14 protein-coding genes are annotated in these 17,951 nt (G+C 72.8%); 6 read left to right on the top strand and 8 right to left on the bottom strand.

All coding sequences use genetic code 11. The features are described from left to right. Positions 1-160: 160 nt before the first annotated feature. Entirely contained in the window at positions 161-1,168 is a 1,008-nt protein-coding gene (gene argF, locus AB0O01_RS16170; RefSeq protein WP_365313841.1) for an ornithine carbamoyltransferase, read from the top strand. Positions 1,169-1,189: 21 nt separating this feature from the next. Here argF and AB0O01_RS16175 read toward each other — a convergent pair whose 3' ends face one another. Beyond that, positions 1,190-1,642, bottom strand: a complete 453-nt coding sequence (locus AB0O01_RS16175) for an ATP-binding protein (RefSeq protein WP_365313843.1) — start codon at positions 1,640-1,642, stop codon at positions 1,190-1,192. Between the two features lie 461 nt (positions 1,643-2,103). On the opposite strand from AB0O01_RS16175, the gene AB0O01_RS16180 reads away from it, so the two are divergent. Beyond that, a complete protein-coding gene (locus AB0O01_RS16180) occupies positions 2,104-2,931 on the top strand; it encodes an enoyl-CoA hydratase family protein (protein ID WP_365313845.1) in 828 nt (275 codons plus the stop codon). A gap of 267 nt (positions 2,932-3,198) precedes the next feature. Continuing rightward, on the top strand, positions 3,199-5,589 hold the full coding sequence (locus AB0O01_RS16185) for a bifunctional salicylyl-CoA 5-hydroxylase/oxidoreductase (RefSeq protein WP_365313847.1): 2,391 nt from the start codon (positions 3,199-3,201) through the stop codon (positions 5,587-5,589). Between the two features lie 248 nt (positions 5,590-5,837). Here AB0O01_RS16185 and AB0O01_RS16190 read toward each other — a convergent pair whose 3' ends face one another. Beyond that, on the bottom strand, positions 5,838-6,650 hold the full coding sequence (locus AB0O01_RS16190) for a PaaX family transcriptional regulator C-terminal domain-containing protein (protein WP_365313849.1): 813 nt from the start codon (positions 6,648-6,650) through the stop codon (positions 5,838-5,840). A 137-nt stretch (positions 6,651-6,787) separates the two neighbouring features. Continuing rightward, positions 6,788-8,386, bottom strand: a complete 1,599-nt coding sequence (locus tag AB0O01_RS16195) for an AMP-binding protein (protein ID WP_365313852.1) — start codon at positions 8,384-8,386, stop codon at positions 6,788-6,790. 326 nt (positions 8,387-8,712) lie between these two features. Between AB0O01_RS16195 and AB0O01_RS16200 the strand changes: the two genes are divergently transcribed. Beyond that, on the top strand, positions 8,713-9,867 hold the full coding sequence (locus AB0O01_RS16200; protein ID WP_365313854.1) for an acyl-CoA dehydrogenase family protein: 1,155 nt from the start codon (positions 8,713-8,715) through the stop codon (positions 9,865-9,867). Next, positions 9,864-10,265, top strand: coding sequence for a Rid family hydrolase (locus tag AB0O01_RS16205; protein ID WP_365313856.1), 402 nt, complete (start codon positions 9,864-9,866; stop codon positions 10,263-10,265). The genes AB0O01_RS16200 and AB0O01_RS16205 overlap by 4 nt, the downstream gene beginning before the upstream one ends. A gap of 4 nt (positions 10,266-10,269) precedes the next feature. Here the strand turns inward: AB0O01_RS16205 and AB0O01_RS16210 are convergent, their stop codons facing one another. Continuing rightward, positions 10,270-10,398, bottom strand: coding sequence for a hypothetical protein (locus tag AB0O01_RS16210; RefSeq protein WP_365313858.1), 129 nt, complete (start codon positions 10,396-10,398; stop codon positions 10,270-10,272). 31 nt (positions 10,399-10,429) lie between these two features. Beyond that, complete coding sequence (locus tag AB0O01_RS16215; RefSeq protein WP_365314402.1) at positions 10,430-10,618, bottom strand: DUF5999 family protein; 189 nt, start codon at positions 10,616-10,618, stop codon at positions 10,430-10,432. A gap of 121 nt (positions 10,619-10,739) precedes the next feature. Between AB0O01_RS16215 and AB0O01_RS16220 the strand changes: the two genes are divergently transcribed. Next, the gene (locus tag AB0O01_RS16220; RefSeq protein ID WP_365313860.1) at positions 10,740-11,180 is read left to right on the top strand and encodes a DUF6299 family protein; all 441 of its coding nucleotides are present in this window, start codon (positions 10,740-10,742) and stop codon (positions 11,178-11,180) included. Positions 11,181-11,424: 244 nt separating this feature from the next. On the opposite strand, the gene AB0O01_RS16225 is transcribed toward AB0O01_RS16220, so the two are convergent. The 3 genes from AB0O01_RS16225 to AB0O01_RS16235 form a co-directional block, all read right to left on the bottom strand. Next, positions 11,425-15,687, bottom strand: a complete 4,263-nt coding sequence (locus AB0O01_RS16225) for a discoidin domain-containing protein (protein ID WP_365314404.1) — start codon at positions 15,685-15,687, stop codon at positions 11,425-11,427. Positions 15,688-16,096: 409 nt separating this feature from the next. Continuing rightward, positions 16,097-16,837 carry a GNAT family N-acetyltransferase gene (locus AB0O01_RS16230; RefSeq protein WP_365314406.1) on the bottom strand — a complete coding sequence of 247 codons (741 nt, stop codon included), beginning with the start codon at positions 16,835-16,837 and terminating at the stop codon, positions 16,097-16,099. 193 nt (positions 16,838-17,030) lie between these two features. Further along, the gene (locus tag AB0O01_RS16235) at positions 17,031-17,942 is read right to left on the bottom strand and encodes a LysR family transcriptional regulator (protein ID WP_365313862.1); all 912 of its coding nucleotides are present in this window, start codon (positions 17,940-17,942) and stop codon (positions 17,031-17,033) included. Positions 17,943-17,951: the final 9 nt, after the last annotated feature.

Below are 17,951 nucleotides of genomic sequence, written 5' to 3' on the forward strand. Positions count from 1 at the left end.
GGGGCGGTGCGGTGCGGGGCGGGGGCGCACCCGGGGACGGTCGGGGGATGGCCTCGGGGGCCGGTCTCGGGACGGTTTCGGGACGGCTTCGTATAAGAATGCTAAAGGTCGTATAGACTTCCAATCCGTTGTTCTCCGCCGTCCGAAATTTGGAGCCTCCATGGCGACCGTCCCGACCGCCCTCGCCGGCCGCAGCTTCCTCAAGGAGCTGGACTTCACCCGTGCGGAGTTCCTCGGGCTGATCGAGCTGGCCGCCGAGCTGAAGGCGGCCAAGCGGGCCGGGACCGAGACCCGGCGTCTGACCGGCCGGAACATCGCGCTGATCTTCGAGAAGACCTCCACCCGCACCCGCTGCGCCTTCGAGGTCGCGGCGGCCGACCAGGGCGCCTCCACCACCTATCTGGACCCCTCCGGCTCCCAGCTCGGGCACAAGGAGTCCGTGAAGGACACCGCCCGGGTGCTCGGCCGGATGTACGACGGGATCGAGTACCGGGGGGACAGCCAGCGGGCGGTGGAGGAGCTGGCGGAGTACGCCGGGGTGCCGGTCTTCAACGGACTCACCGACGACTGGCACCCCACCCAGATGCTCGCCGACGTCCTGACCATGACCGAGCACTGCGCCAAGCCGCTCACCGCCACCGCCTTCGCCTACCTCGGCGACGCCCGCTTCAACATGGGCAACTCCTATCTGATCACCGGCGCCCTGCTCGGCATGGACGTCCGGATCGTCGCCCCCGAGGCGTACTGGCCCGCCGCTGAGGTGGTGGCGCGGGCGCGGGAGCTGGCGGCGGAGAGCGGTGCCCGGATCACCCTCACCGACTCGGTGGCCGAGGGCGTGCGGGGCGCCGACTTCGTCGCCACCGACGTCTGGGTCTCCATGGGCGAGCCCAAGGAGGTCTGGGACGAGCGGATCGCCGCGCTGGCGCCGTACGCGGTGACCATGGACGTGCTGCGGGCCACCGGCAATCCCGAGGTGCGGTTCCTGCACTGCCTGCCCGCCTTCCACGACCTCGGCACCAAGGTGGGCCGGGAGATCCACGAACGGCACGGCCTGGACTCGCTGGAGGTGACCGACGAGGTCTTCGAGTCGGCCCACTCGGTCGTCTGGGACGAGGCGGAGAACCGGCTGCACACCATCAAGGCGGTACTCGTCGCCACGCTCGCCTGACGGGCACCGGGCCATCGGGCCCTACGGCCCCCGGCGCTGGGGCGGTACGGCCGGGAGCGTGAACCACACCGCCTTGCCCGTCTCGGTGGGGCGGTGGCCGCAGGCCGAGCTGAGGGTGCGGATCAGCAGCAGTCCCCGTCCGTGCTCCTGCCAGGGGTCGGGCGCGTGCTCCGGCGGCCGGGTCAGATCGCCGGGCGGGTACGGGTCCGGGTCGTGGACCTCCACCTGGCAGCCCGTCGGCAGCAACTGGAGGACCAGCTCGATCGGGGTGTCGCCGGAGGTGTGCTCGACGGCGTTCGCGACCAGTTCCGCGGTCAGCAGTTCGGCGGTGTCGCTGTCGGCGCCGTGCTCCAGTTCGGCCAGTGCCGTGCGCACCAGGGCCCGCGCGACCGGTACCGCGGCGGCGGAGTGGGGCAGTGCGATGCGCCAGGTGGCGGAGGCGGCGGAGCGATCGTGCACGGCGAGTCCGTTCATGGAGCAGGAATCCCTGAGCGACGCGGGTGATACCGGGTGATACCGAGCGGCACCTCAAGCTGTCCTGCATTCAACTTTAGGGATGGTACGACGCCCCCCGGCAGGGTCGCTGGTCGGGCGTCGCCGGGACTTTGGGACCCCTTTCTCGGCGACTTACCCGGGGGAACGCCGGGGGGCCTCCGGCTGATCCCGTTGTTACCGCGTTATTGACGTCTGAGGGAGAAGCGGTGACGAGAGAGGCGGGGGGTGAACGGACGCCCGCGCTCCGTGAGCGCCGCGCACCCTTCCCTCTTATCGCGCACCCCTCCCCTCTATCGCGCACTTCTGACGGCGGTCACGAATGAGTGATACGTTCGCGGGGTAGAACAGGGAGCGAGAGAGCGAGAGAGCGAGGGGAGCAGGGGGAGAGCAAGCGCAGCTTCATGAGGCAGAGCCCGTCCGCCCGAGGAGGCCAGCCCGCCATGAGTCCGTTCACCGGCTCCGCCGCCCGCACGCCCCACTGGCGCCATCTGCGCGTCGAGGAGTCCGACGGTGTCGCCACGGTCACCCTCGCCCGCCCCGAGAAACTCAACGCCCTCACCTTCGGCGCCTACGCCGATCTGCGCGACCTCCTCGCCGAACTGTCCCGGGAGCGGGCGGTCCGGGCCCTGGTGCTGGCCGGGGAGGGCCGTGGCTTCTGCTCCGGCGGGGACGTCGACGAGATCATCGGCGCCACCCTCGCCCTGGACACCGCCCAGCTCCTCGACTTCAACCGGATGACCGGGCAGGTGGTCCGGGCGATCCGGGAGTGCCCGTTCCCGGTGATCGCGGCCCTGCACGGGGTGGCGGCGGGCGCCGGGGCGGTACTGGCTCTCGCCGCGGACTTCCGGGTCGCCGACCCGTCCGCCCGGTTCGCGTTCCTCTTCACCCGCGTCGGTCTCTCCGGCGGTGACATGGGCGCCGCGTATCTGCTCCCCAGGGTCGTCGGACTCGGGCACGCCACGCGGCTGCTGATGCTGGGGGACCCGGTCCGCGCGCCCGAGGCCGAGCGCATCGGCCTGATCAGCGAACTCACCGACGAGGGCGACACCGACAGGGCCGCCCACGCCCTCGCCCGCCGCCTCGCCGACGGCCCCACCCTGGCCCACGCCCAGACCAAGGCCCTCCTCACCGCGGAACTCGACATGCCCTTGGCCGCCTCGATCGAACTGGACGCCTCAACCCAGGCCCTCCTGATGACGGGCCAGGACTACGCGCAGTTCCACGCGGCGTTCACGGAGAAACGCCCTCCGTCAGGGAAGGGCCACTGACCATGACGCCGACGACCCCTTCCGTCCCAGGGCCGCGTGGTTGCGCCCAGCGGCGTTCCGGTGACCTGGAGCCGACGATGACGGCCCCCACCCCAGGGCCGTGGGGCTGTGCCGATATGGGGCTCCGCAGCCCGGTCGCGCCCAGCGGCATGCGGGCGACTTGGAGCCGAGGATGACCACCCCCACCCCAGGGCCGCGGTGCTGTGCCGATATGCGGCCAGGCCGCGCGATCGCGCCCACCGGCATGCCGGTGACTTGGAGCCGACGATGATCGCCCCCACCCCAGGGGCGCGGGGAACTGCGCGACCAGCCCCCACCCACCCGCACCGACCCCACAACCCTCCCCACCCCCACCCCCACCCCCACCCTCACCCCCTCCGCGTAGCCATAGCCGGAGGCGGCCCCGGCGGCCTCTACACCGCCGCCCTCCTCAAACGCCTCGACCCCACCCGCCACATCACCGTCTACGAACGCAACGCCCCCGACGACACCTTCGGCTTCGGTGTCGTCCTCTCCGACGAGACCCTCGGCGGCATCGAACACGCCGACCCCGTCGTCCACGACGCCCTCCAGCGCGACTTCATCCGCTGGGACACCATCGACATCGTCCACCACTCCTCCCCCCACCACTCCACCCCCCACACCACCGGAGGTCACGGCTTCGCCGCCCTAGGCCGCCACCGCCTCCTCGAAATCCTCCACGACCGCTGCCGCTCCCTCGGCGTCGACCTCCGCTTCCGCACCCCCGCCCCGCACCCCGACCACCTCGCCGCCACGCACGACCTCGTCGTCGCCGCCGACGGAGTCAACAGCACCATCCGCGAGATCCACGCCGGCACCTTCCGCCCCCGGATCACCCCGCACCGCTGCCGCTACCTCTGGCTCGCCGCCGATCTCGCCTTCGACGCCTTCCGCTTCGAGATCGCCGAGACCGAGCACGGCGTCATCCAACTCCACGGCTACCCCTACGCCCCCGCCGCCTCCACCGTCATCGTCGAGATGCGCGAGGAGGTCTGGCGGGCCGCAGGCTTCGCCGGTCTGGGCGTCGAGGAGTCCGCCGCCCGCTGCGCCACGCTCTTCGCCGACGCCCTCCACGGCCACCCCCTGCGCTCCCGCAACTCCGCCTGGACCACCTTCCGCACCGTCGTCAACGCCCGCTGGTCGCACGGCACCACCGTGCTGCTCGGCGACGCCGCGCACACCGCGCACTTCTCCATCGGCTCCGGCACCAAACTCGCCGTCGAGGACGCCCTCGCCCTCGCCGCCGCGCTCGAAGAGCACCCCGCCCTCCCCGACGCCCTCGCCGCCTACGAGGCCGAGCGACGGCCCGTCGTCGCCTCCACCCAGCGGGCCGCGCGCGCCAGCCTGGAGTGGTTCGAGGATCTCGGCCGGCGCCTCGGGCGCCCGCCGCGCCAGTTCGCCTTCGACCTGCTCACCCGCAGTCGCCGGGTCACCCATGACAATCTGCGGCTGCGCGACCCCGGCTTCACCGCCGCCGTGGAGGAGGAGTTCGGCTGCCCGCCCGGCACCCCGCCGATGTTCACCCCGTTCCAGTTGCGCGGCCTCACCCTGCGCAACCGGGTCGTCGTCTCCCCCATGGACCTGTACTCCGCCACCGACGGCGTCCCCGGCGACTTCCACCTCGTCCATCTCGGCGCCCGCGCCCTCGGCGGCGCCGGACTGGTGATGACCGAGATGGTGTGCGTCAGCCCCGAGGGCCGGATCACCCCCGGCTGCGCGGGCCTCTACACCGACCGGCAGGCCACCGCCTGGCGCCGGATCGCCGACTTCGTCCACACCGGGGCCCCCGGCACCGCCCTCGGCGTCCAGCTCGGGCACAGCGGCCGCAAGGGCTCCACCAAGCTGATGTGGGAGGGCATGGACGAGCCCCTCGGCACCGGCAACTGGCCCCTCGTCGCCGCCTCCCCCCTGCCCTACCGCCCGGACAGCCAGACCCCGACCGGGCTGGCCCCCTCCCAACTCGACGCCATCCGGCGGCAGTTCATGGACGCCACTTCCCGCGCCGCCGACGCCGGGTTCGACCTCCTCGAACTGCACTGCGCCCACGGCTACCTCCTCTCCGGCTTCCTCTCCCCCCTCACCAACCACCGCACCGACGCCTACGGCGGCACCCTCGACCGGCGGCTCCGCTTCCCGCTGGAGGTCTTCGACGCCGTCCGGGAGTGCTGGCCGGCCGAGCGGCCCATGACCGTACGGATCTCCGCCACCGACTGGGCCGACGGCGGCACCACCGCCGACGACGCCGTGGCCATCGCCCGCGCCTTCGCCGCGCACGGCGCCGACGCCGTCGATGTCTCGACCGGCCAGGTCGTCAGCGACGAACGCCCCGAGTTCGGCCGCTCCTACCAGACGCCGTTCGCCGACCGGATCCGCGCCGAGGCCGGGGTTCCGGTGATCGCGGTCGGCGCGATCTCCTCCTGGGACGACGTCAACTCCCTGATCCTCGCCGGACGCGCCGACCTCTGCGCCCTGGCCCGCCCCCACCTCTACGACCCGCACTGGACCCTGCACGCCGCAGCCGAGCAGGGCTACGACGGCCCGGGGGTGCGCTGGCCGGACCCGTACCGCGCGGGCAGCCGCCCCCCGAGGACGGCCCGCACGGACGCCCCCAAGCCCCGCCTGACACTGGACCGCTAGACCGCCCGGCATCCCAGGCCCCGAGCGCCTGCCTTACAAGCAGGATGTCGGCGATACGAGACCGTCCGCGCTCCGACAGCCCCGACAGGGCAGAGGCCGCCCGAGTTGGAGAGCACTTCGCGGAGTCCGCTCCGCACTTCGCCGACCGTACGGGTGGACGCGTCAACGGCGCGGGAGAAGCGCTTCCGTCATGCTGCCGTCACCCGAGATTCGGCGCGGCCCCTCCGCCCGCGGGCAGGAGCAGCGCGTCACACCCCCGCGAACTCCGCCCCGGCGTCCCGCAGTCGTTCGTGCAGTTCGTGGAAGACCGCTGCCGAGCGGGCGCCGGGCCAGTCGACGGGCAGCAGGGGGGCGGGCAGGCCGGGGTCGGTGTAGGGGAGGTGGCGCCAGGAGTCCAGGGCGAGGAGGTAGTCGTGGTACGCCTCCTCGGGCGGGGTGCCGGTCCGCCGCCGCCAGGTGCGCAGCACCGGCCCGTGGCGGTCGAGGAACGCCTCGTGCTCCTTGGCGATGGCGGCCAGGTCCCACCACCGGCCCACCGACTCCGCGGTGGGCGCGAACCCGAGGTGCTCGCCCCGGAACAGATCGACATAGCCGTCCAGGCGCAGCCGGTGCAGGGTGTGCCGGGTCTCCTCGTAGAGGCGGGCCGGGGCGATCCAGACGCCGGGGGCGGCCGTGCCGAAGCCGAGGCCGGACAGCCGGGAGCGCAGGACGTGCCGTTTCTGCCGTTCCGACTCCGGGACCGAGAACACCGCGAGGACCCAGCCCTCGTCCCCGTCGGGCGGCGGGGCGTACACCCGTCTGTCGCCGTCCTGGAGCAACTGCCGGGCGTCCGGGGAGAGTTCGTATCCGGCGGCGCCCTCGGCGGTGCGGGCGGGCAGCAGCAGGCCGCGCCGCTTCAGCCGGGACACCGAGGACCGTACGGAGGGCGCGTCGACGCCCACCGCGGCCAGCAGCCGGATCAGCTCGGCGACGGGCACGGGGCCGGGGAAGTCCCGGCCGTACGCGCCGTAGAGCGTGACGATGAGGGACCGTGGGGCATGCTGGTCGGACACGTTGATCATCTTAGGCACTCGGTATCGCCGCTGGTCATCCGAGGTCTCCGGGGAGGGGAGGGCGGCAGGGCAGATGTCCTCGGCAGGGGCAGGGGCAGGGGCAGGGGCAGGGGTGGGGGTGGGCCTGGGGTGGGCCTGGGGTGGGGTCAGGGGTGGGGTGGCTCGCGTAGGCGGAATCGTTGGAGTTTGCCGGTCGCGGTGCGGGGGAGGGCGTCCAGGAAGGTGATCTCCCGTGGGCACTTGTACGGTGCCAGCTCCGCCCTGACGAAGGCGCGCAGCGCGTCGGCGTCCTGTCCGGCGCCCTTCTTCACCACCACGTGCGCCACCACGATCTGCCCCCGCCCGGCGTCCTCGCGCCCCACCACCGCCGCCTCTACCACCTCCGGATGGCGCAGCAGAGCGTCCTCCACCTCGGGTCCGGCGATGTTGTACCCGGCGGAGATGATCATGTCGTCGGCGCGGGCGACATAGCGGAAGTAGCCGTCGGTGTCGCGGACATAGGTGTCGCCGGTGATGTTCCAGCCGTCGCGGACGTACTCGCGCTGGCGGTCGTCGGCGAGATAGCGGCAGCCGACCGGGCCGCGCACGGCGAGCAGTCCGGGGCTGCCGTCGGGCAGCGGTCTGCCGTCGCCGTCCTGCACCCGCGCCTCCCAGCCCGGCACCGGGAGGCCGGTGGTGCCGGGGCGTATGGCGTCGTCGGCGGCGGAGATGAAGATGTGCAGCAGCTCGGTGGCGCCGATGCCGTTGATGATCTTCAGGCCGGTGTGCTCGCGCCAGGCGTGCCAGGTGGCGGCGGGCAGATTCTCCCCGGCCGAGACACAGCGGCGCAGCGAGCCGATGTCGTGCCCGGCCAGCTCGCCGAGCATCGCCCGGTAGGCGGTCGGCGCGGTGAAGAGTACCGATACCCGGTGCGCGGCGACGGCCGGGAGGAGCCGGCGCGGCCCGGCCTCTTCGAGGAGGAGGGAACTGGCGCCCGCCCGCATCGGGAACACCACCAGCCCGCCGAGCCCGAAGGTGAACCCGAGCGGCGGCGACCCGGTGAACACATCGTCGGCGCGGGGCTTGAGGACATGCCGGGAGAAGGTGTCCGCGACCGCCAGCACATCCCGGTGGAGGTGCAGACAGCCCTTGGGCCGCCCGGTGGTGCCGGAGGTGAACGCGATCAGCGCCACGTCGTCGGCGGCGGTGTCGGCGGCCGGGAACGGGGCCTCCGGCGCCGGGAGCCGCAGCAGATCACCGGGACCGTCACCGCCGTACGGCGTGACGCGCAGGCCGGGGACCTTCGCGCGGGCGAGGTCGGTGAGCGAGCGGCTGTCGCACAGGGCGTGCGAGACCCGGGCGATTCCGCAGAGGGTGGCCAGTTCGTGCGGGCGCTGCTGGGCCAGCACGGTGACCGCGACCGCTCCCGCCTTGAGCACCGCCAGCCAGCAGGCGACCAGCCAGGGCGTGGTGGGGCCGCGCAGCAGCACCCGGTTGCCGGGGACCACCCCCAGCTCCCCGGTGAGCACATGCGCGATCCGGTCGACCCGCTCACCCAGGTCGGCGTACGTCCACGGGTCGGCGTCCGGGGTGCGCAGCACGGGGGCGTCCGGGGCGCCGCCCGCGAGGAGTTCGGTGGCGCAGTTCAGGCGTTCGGGGTAGCGCAGCTCCGGGAGTTCGAAGCGGAGCCGGGGCCACTGCTCGCGCGGGGGGAGGTGGTCGCGCGCGAAGGTGTCGACGTGGGCGGAGCGGGTCGGACCGTCCATGGGTGGATCGCCCCCTTGCCGGGTGGGCCTGGTGGGCCGGGTGGGTCGGGTGGGTCGTGTCCGCGCCTGCCTCGCGCCTCCGGCGGCTCCCCGGCGGCTCCCCGGTGGCTTCCGTGACGCGGTCGCGCGGTGCTGCCGTGCGGTGCTGTGCGTCCCCGGTGGAGGGCGTCCCCGGTGGGGGATGTGCACACAGGGAGCGTAACGCGTTGGTGACGACAGTCAATGGCGCGCGATAGCCTCGGAGGTGTCCGGTGGGCGGTGTCCGGTGTTCCGGCAGCACCGCGCCGGGCGGTCCCGATGTCGGTGGGGGAGAGGAGTGCCCGGCCGTGCCCGCATTCTCGCTCGAACCGGAACAGCGCACCTGGTGCGCCGAGCTGCGCGAACTGGCCGCCCGGCGGCTGCGCCCGCTCGCCGACCGGGGCACCCCCGGCCGGGTCAACCGGCCGCTCGTCGCCGAACTCGGCGCCCTGGGGCTGACGGCCCGGCTCTTCACCTCCGGCGCCCTCGGCCTCTGTCTGATGCGCGAGTCCCTCGCCCGGGAGTGCGCCGAGGCGGAGACCGCCCTCGCCCTCCAGGGCCTCGGCGCCCACCCCGTGCACACCCACGGCAGCGCCGCGCAGCGCGACCGCTGGCTGCCCGGGGTCGGGGAGGGGCGTCTCGTCGCCGCGTTCGCGCTCAGCGAGCCCGGCGCGGGCTCCGACGCCGCCGCCCTGCAACTGGCCGCGCTCGCCGACGGCGCCCAAGGCTGGACCCTCACCGGCGAGAAGTGCTGGATCTCCAACGCCCCCGAGGCCGACTTCTACACCGTCTTCGCCCGGACGACGCCCGGCGCCGGGGCCCGCGGGATCACCGCGTTCCTGGTCCCCGCCGACCGGCCCGGCCTCACCGGCACCCCCCTCGACATGCTCTCCCCGCACCCGATCGGCGCCCTGCGCTTCGACGGTGTCCCCGTCACCCGGGCGGACGTTCTCGGCGAGGTCGGCGGCGGCTTCCGGGTCGCGATGGACACCCTCCGGCTCTTCCGGCCCAGCGTCGGCGCCTTCGCCGTCGGCATGGCCCAGGCCGCGCTGGACGCCACCCTCGCCCACACCGCCGGGCGGGACGCCTTCGGCGGCAAGCTCGCCGACCTCCAGTCCGTCGCCCACCAGGTCGCCGAGATGTCCCTGCGCACCGAGGCGGCCCGGCTGATGGTGTACGCGGCGGCCTCGGCGTACGACACGGGCGGCCCGGACGACCCGGAGGTGCCCCGGCGGTCGGCGGCGGCGAAGCTGCTGGCCACCGAGACCGCGCAGTTCGTGGTGGACACGGCGGTCCAACTGCACGGGGCGGCGGCCCTGCGGCGCGGGCATCCGCTGGAGCATCTGTACCGGGAGGTGCGGGCACCGAGGATCTACGAGGGGGCGAGTGAGGTGCAGCGGTCGATCATCGCGAAGGAGCTGTACCGGGGGTTGCGGGAGCGGGCGGAAGGGGCGGGCCGGTGAGCGCCGAGCGGATCGATCCGGCGGAGCTGTCGCCGGCGGCGGGGTTCTCGCACGCGGTGGTCGCGACCGGGTCGCGGCTGGTGTTCCTCGCCGGGCAGACCGCGCTGGACGGGGACGGCCGGGTGGTCGGCGGGGCGTCGCTGACCGCGCAGTTCGAGCGGGCGCTGAGCAATCTGCTGGCTGCGCTGGCGGCGGCGGGCGGCGCCCCCGGGGATCTGGCCCGGGTCACCGTCTACGCCACGGATGTCGCCGCGTACCGGGCGCACGCCCCGGAACTGGGCCGTATCTGGCGGCGGCTGGCGGGGCGGGACTATCCGGCGATGGCGGTGGTGCAGGTGGTGCGGTTGTGGGACGAGGCGGCGCTGGTGGAGCTGGACGGGTTCGCGGTGCTGCCGTAGAGGGTCACGCGGTGGTTGTCCCGGCGGTGGTCCCGGTGGTCATGAGGTGGTCGTCCCGGCGGTCGTCCGTGGTGGTCGCGGTGGTCATGGGACGGTTGTCCCGGCGGTCGTCCGTGGTGGTCCCGGTGGTCACGCGGTGGTCGACCCGGTGGTCATCCCGGTGGTCACGCCGCCGTTGCCACCGTCGGCCGTTGCGGGGCGATCACCCGTCCGTCGGGCAGCGGTTCACCGGAGTCGTCGAAGACGGTCGTGCCGTCGCAGAGCAGGCTCCAGCCCTGCTCGGGGTGGGCGCTCACCAGGTGCGGCACGGCGGTGACGTCGTCGGGGCGGGGTACGAGGGCCGGTGGGCACACGTGCCCGGCGCCGACCGTTGGAGTGACGTTCACGGGCGTCGGACGGCCGTACCGCCGCCCCGGCGGGCCCCACGCGGTACCTCAGGTACCGGAACGACACCCCCCACCTGGAGGCTCCCCCATGTCCGTCCGCCCCGTTCTCGGTGCCGCCGCCGCTGCCCTGCTGGCCCTCGCCCTGTCCGCGCCCGCCGCCCCCGCCACCGCCGGGCCCTTCGCGTCGGTGACCGTCGACCCCTACGGCCGGATCGCCGCCGACGGGACCGTCACGCTCTCCGGTACCTACCGCTGTCTCGGCGCCACCGGCCCCGTCTTCGTCAGCTCCTCCGTCACCCAGGGTTCTCCCACCGCCCAGCCCCAGGTGCGCTACGGCATCGGCGGCAGCCCCGCGCTGTGCGACGGAGCCCTGCACCCGTGGACCAACACCGGCCGCCCGTCGCCCAGCACCCTCGTGCCGGGCGCCGCGAACGTCGAGGCGACGGTGACCGAACTGCGCTCCCAGGGGCTGCCGTTGCCCATTTTCCACGCCGTGGGCGCGGCGGACGTGACACTGGTCGGCCCCTGAGGCGCGCGGATCGGTCGTGGCCGGAGCGGGACGCCGGTCCCGGGGCCGGAAGTCGGCCCCCTGAGCCGCGCGGAGCGGCCTTGCTCCCGCCCCGCTCCCGGCGTCACCACCAGCGCCGGCACCGCCGCCGCGTCCGATGTGGCCACCGGCCGCCTGGCGCACGGGGACGCGCCCCGCTTCCTCGCCGAGACGGTGCTCGGCGCGTAGGCGAAGCGGGGCGCGTCGGAGGAGTGAGCCGGGTCGGTCACTGCCGGTTGACGGTGAACGTCGAGGTGGTGTTCCTGATGTCGGTCGCGTTGTTGCTCAGGGTCAGGCCCACGAAGGTCGCCGAGCCCACCGCCGGGCCCTGGCCGGGTTCGGGCAGCTCATTGGCCCAGATCCCGAAGCCGGACTTGGCGTCGTAGGCGTCGCCGCTCTTCTGCGCGCCGCTGATCGAGACATCCGTCAGCACGGTGTCCTGGACGGAGTTCTGCGGCTGCCCGCCGACATAGTTCGTCTGGAACATGATCCCGCTGTAGGTGGGATCGACGATGTCCACATCGGTGACCCGGATCGCGGTGAACGTCTTCGACGCCGAGAACATCCAGATGGCGCCGAAGGTCTGGCTGCCCCAGAAATGGCCGCCCGCTCTGACCAGGGAGGCGTTCTCCACCTTGGTCTGGCCGGGACCGAAGCCGTTCATCGGATACCCGAAGTCGAGCGAGCTGATGGTGATGCCGGAGTAGACCAGGGTGTCCGCGATGTAGAGATTGCGGAACACGTTGTTCTCGCCGCCGTAGACCGCGATTCCGGCCGCCCGCCAGGTCAGGATCGACGTCAGATTCTCGTAGACGTTGCCGGTGTTGTTGCCGCCGCCGTTGTCGGTGGCCGCGAACAGGGCGAAGCTGTCGTCGCCGGTGGAGCGGGCCTCGTTGTTCTGGATCAGGTTGTTCTGCGACCCGTTCGTCATATTGACGGCGTCGGCGAACGTGTCCCGGATCCGGCTGTTCTTGATGGTGACGTTGTCGCTGTTGGCGGCCCAGTACAGGCACATCTGGTGCTCGACCCAGAGATTGTCGATGGTCAGATTGCTGACATTGGACAGATCACCGAAGACCTTGCCGGGGCCGTCGTTGCGGGAGTTGTAGTTGCCGAAGTAGGAGAAGTGGGCGAAGGTCGAGCCATTGGCCGACGACTCGATCCGGAAGCCGACATCCGTGTTCGACTGGCTCGCCGGTGCGGCGAAGCGGCTGTACCAGGGCCCGGCGCCGACCACCCGCACGGCCTTGCCGTACACATTGAACTTGCTGGTCGTCTGGTAGGTGCCGGCCGGCAGGTACACCCCGAGCAGCGTGCCGGTGGTGTCCATCCGCACCCGGTCCAGGGCGGACTGCACATCCTGCTGGGTGAACCCGCCCGGGGTGGTGTAGCGCGCCGGGTCGGGGTTGGCGATCTGGGCGACCTGCTCGGTGTTGATGAAGTCGATCGTGTACTGCGAGGTGTTCGCGGCGTCCTTCTGGAGCCGTATCCTGGCGCCCGCCGGGACGGTCGAGTCCAGCAGGACATTGGCCTCGTCGTAGATGTGCCGTGCGGGGCCCGCGCCCGGTGAGTTGCTCGGGCTCGCCTCGGCGCCGTACAGCCACGCGTACTTCGAGGTCAGGCTGATCGCCTTGTGGAAGGTGCCGTTGACGTAGATGTTGAGGGTGGAGTCGATGCCGCCGCCGCCCGCCGAGTCCGGGATGGAGAACCGGGTGACGAGGGTGTTGGTGGGCTCCTTGGTGGTCCACTCGACGTAGTTGCCGGTGTTGTTGAGGGTGACGGCCCTGCGGCCGGACGCCTCGCCCGCCGGGTCGCCGACGGTCCGGTTCGGGCCGATCGTCTGGGCGCCGCCGCCGACGACGCCGTCCTCCGCCTCGTACATCGAGAACGGCAGATTGGCGCCGCGGCCCACGAAGAGCGCCTTGGTGCTGGTGTTGTTGGCGCGCTTGACCGGCAGTTCATTGGCGTCGTCGGCGATCACCGTGCGCACGGTGTACTTGCCGCCGACCGCGGTCCAGGAGCCCAGCGCGATCGGGCTGGTGGTGGCCCCGGCCGCGATGGCCCCGCTGTAGCTGCCGGTCAGGGTGCGGACCGTCCCGCCGGACTCGTTGAGCAGGGTCAGGGTGACATTGTGCGCGCCGGACGCGGAGGCGATGGTGCCCTGGTTCTTGATGGCGACGGTGAAGTTCACCGCGGCGCCCGCCGCCGGGTTGTCCGGGGACCAGCCGACCGGCGAGGCCACCAGGTCGGCGCTCTGCACCGGCTGGACCACCAGCGGGTTCGCGGCGGTGAAGGAGTTGTTGGTGTCGTTCTGCTCGACGACCGTGTTGGCCTCGTCGACCTTCGCGGTGAGCTGGTACGAGCCCGCGTCCCGGGTGCCGATGGAAGCGGTGACATCACTGGACGCGCCCGCCGCGATGGCGCCGACATTGGCGGTGGCCACCTTGGTGGTGCCCAGATAGAAGTTGACGTTGCTGGCCGGGGAGGCGGCGCTGCCGGTGTTGGCGACCCGGGCGGTCAGGCTGACGCTGTCCGTCTCCACCGGGGAGGCGGGGGAGGCCGTCAGACTGCTCACCGTCAGATCCGGGTTGGGCGCCGGGTCACCGATGACCTGCAACTCGCCGATCTGCCCGCCGGGCGCCCCGGTGTTGCTGTTGATCCGCACCTGGACATCGGCGGTCCGCGCGGTCACCGGGATGGTGAGCGTGTTCCCGGTGCTCGGATTGAAGCCGTAGTTCGTGGCCGCCACCAGACTGGTGTACGCGGTCTGGCTCTGCTCCCGGCCGAGGATCTGGATGTTCTGGGTGCGCGCCCCCCAGATCGGGTCGGGGTTGAGCTTGATGACGACCTGGCTGATGTCGGCGTTGGCCCCCAGCTTCACGGTGAGCACACTGGGCCACACCCCGCTGGCGCCCTCCCAGTACGTGCCGACGTTGTTGTCCACCGCGTTCGGCCCGACGAAGGTGTGCACATACCCGGAGACGGTGACCGGCTTGCCCACCGCGAGGTTGGTCGCCAGGATCCCGGCGTCCCCGGTGGTCGCCGCCTTCGCGCTGAACGGCGAGGTGTTCCCGGCCGCGTCCCTCGCCCGCACCTGGTACGTCACCGTCGCCCCGGCCGGCCGGTCGTCGGTGTACGAGGTGACGTTCCCGGCGACGCTCCCGACCCGCTTGTGGTCGGCGTAGATGTCGTACCCGGTCACCTTCTTGTCATCGGCCGACCGCTGCCAGCCCAGGCTCACCGCGCCCGACGTCGCCGCCCGCGCGGTCAGTCCGGTGGGCGGGGTCGGCGCGTCGGTGTCGCCCTTCGCCGCCGCACGGGTCACCGTGCCGCTCGCCGCCGACTGGTTCCCGGCCGCGTCCCGGGCCGTGACCTTGTAGGCGAGCGTCCGGTCGGCGGGCTGGTCGTCGGTGTACGAGGTGACGTTCCCGGCGACGGTGGTCCGCAGCACCCCGCCGAGATAGATGTCGTACCCGGTGACCTTCGTGTCGTCCTTCGCCGCCGCCCATGACAGGGCGACCTGCCCGGTGGCGGGCTCGGTCAGCCGGAGCGAACCGGGCGCGGAGGGCGCCGAGGTGTCGCCGGTCGCGGGCCCGTACACCTCGACCTCGCCGAACTGCCCCCCGCTCTTCTTCGACGCCCCGGCGAGCGCGAGCCGCAGATACCGGGTGGTCGTGGTGTCGAAGCTGATGGTGGCCTGGTTCCCCCCGGCCGGGTCGAACCGGTACACCGCCTCGGCGACGAGGTCCGTACGGTGCTTGCCGTCGGTGCTGCCCTGCACCTTCAGCGTCTGCGTCCGCGCGTCGAACCCGGCGGGCAGCTTCATGACCACCCGGTTCACCGGCAGCGCCGCGCCCAGGTCGGTCTGGACCCAGGGCGCGGAGTCGCCCTTGCCGCTCTTCCAGTAGCTGCCCCGGTCGGCGTCCGCGGCCGAGCCCGCCGCGTGTCCGGCCGCCGCGCTGCTGGCGGTCACCCGCTTGCCGCGGGCCAGATCGGCACTGCTGCCGGTCGCCTGGTGCGCCTCCAGCTCGGCGAGCTGACCGGCGCCCGCGGCACTGTTGCCGGTGATCTCCACCCGCAGATAACGGGTGTCGAGCGCCGGGAAGCCGATGGTCACGGTGTTGTCGTCGGCCGGGGCGAAGGTGTACTCCGCCGAGGGCACCAGGATCCGGAACGCCTCACCGTCGGCGCTGCCCTGCACGGAGAGGGTCTGCGTCCGGGACTTGAACCCCTCGGGCAGCCTCAGCACCGCCTGGTCGATCTTGGTACTGGCCCCGAGGTCGATCTGCGCCCAGGCGGGGAAGTCCCCCCGGGCGCCCTGCCAGTAGGTGTCCCGGTCGCCGTCGTTCAGCGCGGCGGCCCCGTGCCCGCCCGCGCTGCTCGCGGCGGCGGCCCCGCGCGCCGCGAGAGCCGGTCCGCCGCTGCCGCCGGCCGCCAGCGCGGGCAGGGTCGGCCCGCCGACGATCACGAGACTGCCCGCCAGGGTCATGGCGAGCGTCCGCCATCTGAACCGCTTGCCGCCGGATGGCGCACTGCCGATACGCGTGCTGCTCATGGTGCTCCTCGTCCGCAGAGGTGGGGGATGGTGGGGGATGCTCTCGCTCATGTCGAGAAGTTGCGAAGGGGTGATCGTGAGAAGCGTTGCACTGCAAGTAATTTGCGTAGGTCTGTTGAAGCGTTGCAGAAAGCGCGGTCTACGTCCATGCTCATGACAAAGATCGGTACGGGGGTGGGGCGGGGGCGGGGGTGGCCTGCGGGTGGGGCGGGCGGGGGAGTGGGGGCAGGGGTGCGTGACGGGTGCGGGAACGGGAACGGGAACGGCCCTCGCGCTCGGGGGAGTCGCGAGGGCCGTTCGGGGGTGGGGTGTGGGTGGGGCGTGGGTGGGGCGCGAGGGTGGGTCAGTCCTGGAGCCCGTAGAAGCGGATCGGGGAGTTCGGGCGCAGTCCGATCCGGTGGTAGACCGGGGCGCCGGCCTCGGTGGCGTGCAGGACGGCCCGGGTGAGCCCGGTGACGCGGGCCCCCTCGTACAGCGCCTTGCGGGTGACGGCCTCGCCGTACCCCTTGCGCTGCCACTGCGGGTCGGTGGCGACCAGCGCGACGAACAGCCGCCCGTCCACCGCGAGCGCCCCGGCGCAGCACACCGGGGTGTCGCCGCGCATCCCCAGATAGGCGTACGCCCCGTCCTTCCACAGGGTTGACCCGAGCAGTCCGTCGCGCCCGTCCTCCAGCGGGAAGCCGTACGCGCGGGAGTTGAGATCGGCGAACGCCCGCAGTTGGGTCTCGTCGGTGACCCGGAGGAAGGTGAGGTCGGGGTGGCGGGGTTCGGGCAGCGGGAGGACGTCACCGGCCATCCCGGTACCGGGGAAGGCGTACCGGAGTCCGGCGCGCTCGGCGGCGGCGGGGAGCGCGGCGCGGGCGGCCCCGTCGAGCAGCGCCTCGAACAGCCAGAGGAACCCGGGGCGTTCCTTGGCCCGCATGACCTCGGCGGCCTCGCGCAGCCGCCGGTCGAGGGCGTCGGGGCCGATGCCGCCGCCGGTGAGGGTGAGGCAGTTCCAGAAGACGAACCGGCTGTCGGCCCAGCGCACCGCGACACCGGGCAGATCACGTACATCGGCGTCGGGAGTGCGGTCGAGCACCATGTGCCGCCAGGCGGCGGCGAGTTGCTCCGCCGATTCGACGGAGTCCGCGAGGTCATTGAGTTCAGTCACCGTTGGTGGCCCCAGAGGTCGGGAGGGGGCGCCGCCGCGCTCCGCGAGGGGGGCGGGCGGCGCGGGACACTTCCGGGGTAGCACAGGTGGAGGGGGCTCGGGGGCGAGCCCCGCTGCCGGGGGTTCACATCGGCGCGGAATCCGCGGGCGGCGCGGTGCCGACGGCGGGCTCGGACTCCAGCAGGTCCAGGAAGGCCGCGGCGGCCGGGGTGCTGCCGTCCCGGTGCCGGATGACGTACTCGACACGGGTCGGGGCGTCCGTGACCTCGATGGTGGTGACACCGCTCAGCCGGGAGACATACGCCGAGGGGAGCAGGGCGATGCCCAGGCCCTGGCTCACCAGACGGGCCAGGAAGTCGGCGTTGGTCACCTCGAAGGGGACCTCGCGGGTCAGCCCGGCGGCCTGGAAGGCCAGGTCGGACTGGATCCGCCCGGCCGTCCCGGCGGGCAGGTCGACGAAGTCCTCCGAGACGAGCCGGCGCAGATCGACGGAGGGTTCGTCGGCCAGCGGATGGCCGGGGGCGACGACGGCGACCAGCCGGTCCCGGGCGAGTTCACGGGCGTGCACGCCGTGCGGCCGGAGGGTGGGCGGCAGGCCCAGGAAGGCGACCTCCACCGACCGCTCCTTGACCTGCTCGATCAACTCGTCGCTCGCGCCCACCCGCAGCCCGATCCGCACCTGCGGATACCGCTCGCGATAGACGCGCAGCGCCGCCGCCACGTCCACCGCCGCGACGGACGGGATGAGCCCCACGTCCAACCGCCCCCGTACCTCGCCGATCGCCGCCGCGACCTCGGCCGCCGCGCGATCGGCGGCGTCCAGGCACTGCCGGGCGGCGGGCAGGAACGCCGTCCCGGCCGGGGTCAGCCGCACCCGCCGGGTGGTGCGCTCGAAGAGCTTCGCGCCCAACTCGTGTTCCAGCCGGGCGATCTGATGACTCAGCGCCGACTGGACGACATGACAGCGCTCGGCGGCCCTGGTGAAGCTGTTCGTCTCGGCGACCGCGACCACATAGCGCATCTGGTGAAGCTCCATGCGGACATG

This window comes from Streptomyces sp. NPDC093252 (assembly GCF_040683675.1).
Taxonomy (GTDB): domain Bacteria; phylum Actinomycetota; class Actinomycetes; order Streptomycetales; family Streptomycetaceae; genus Streptomyces.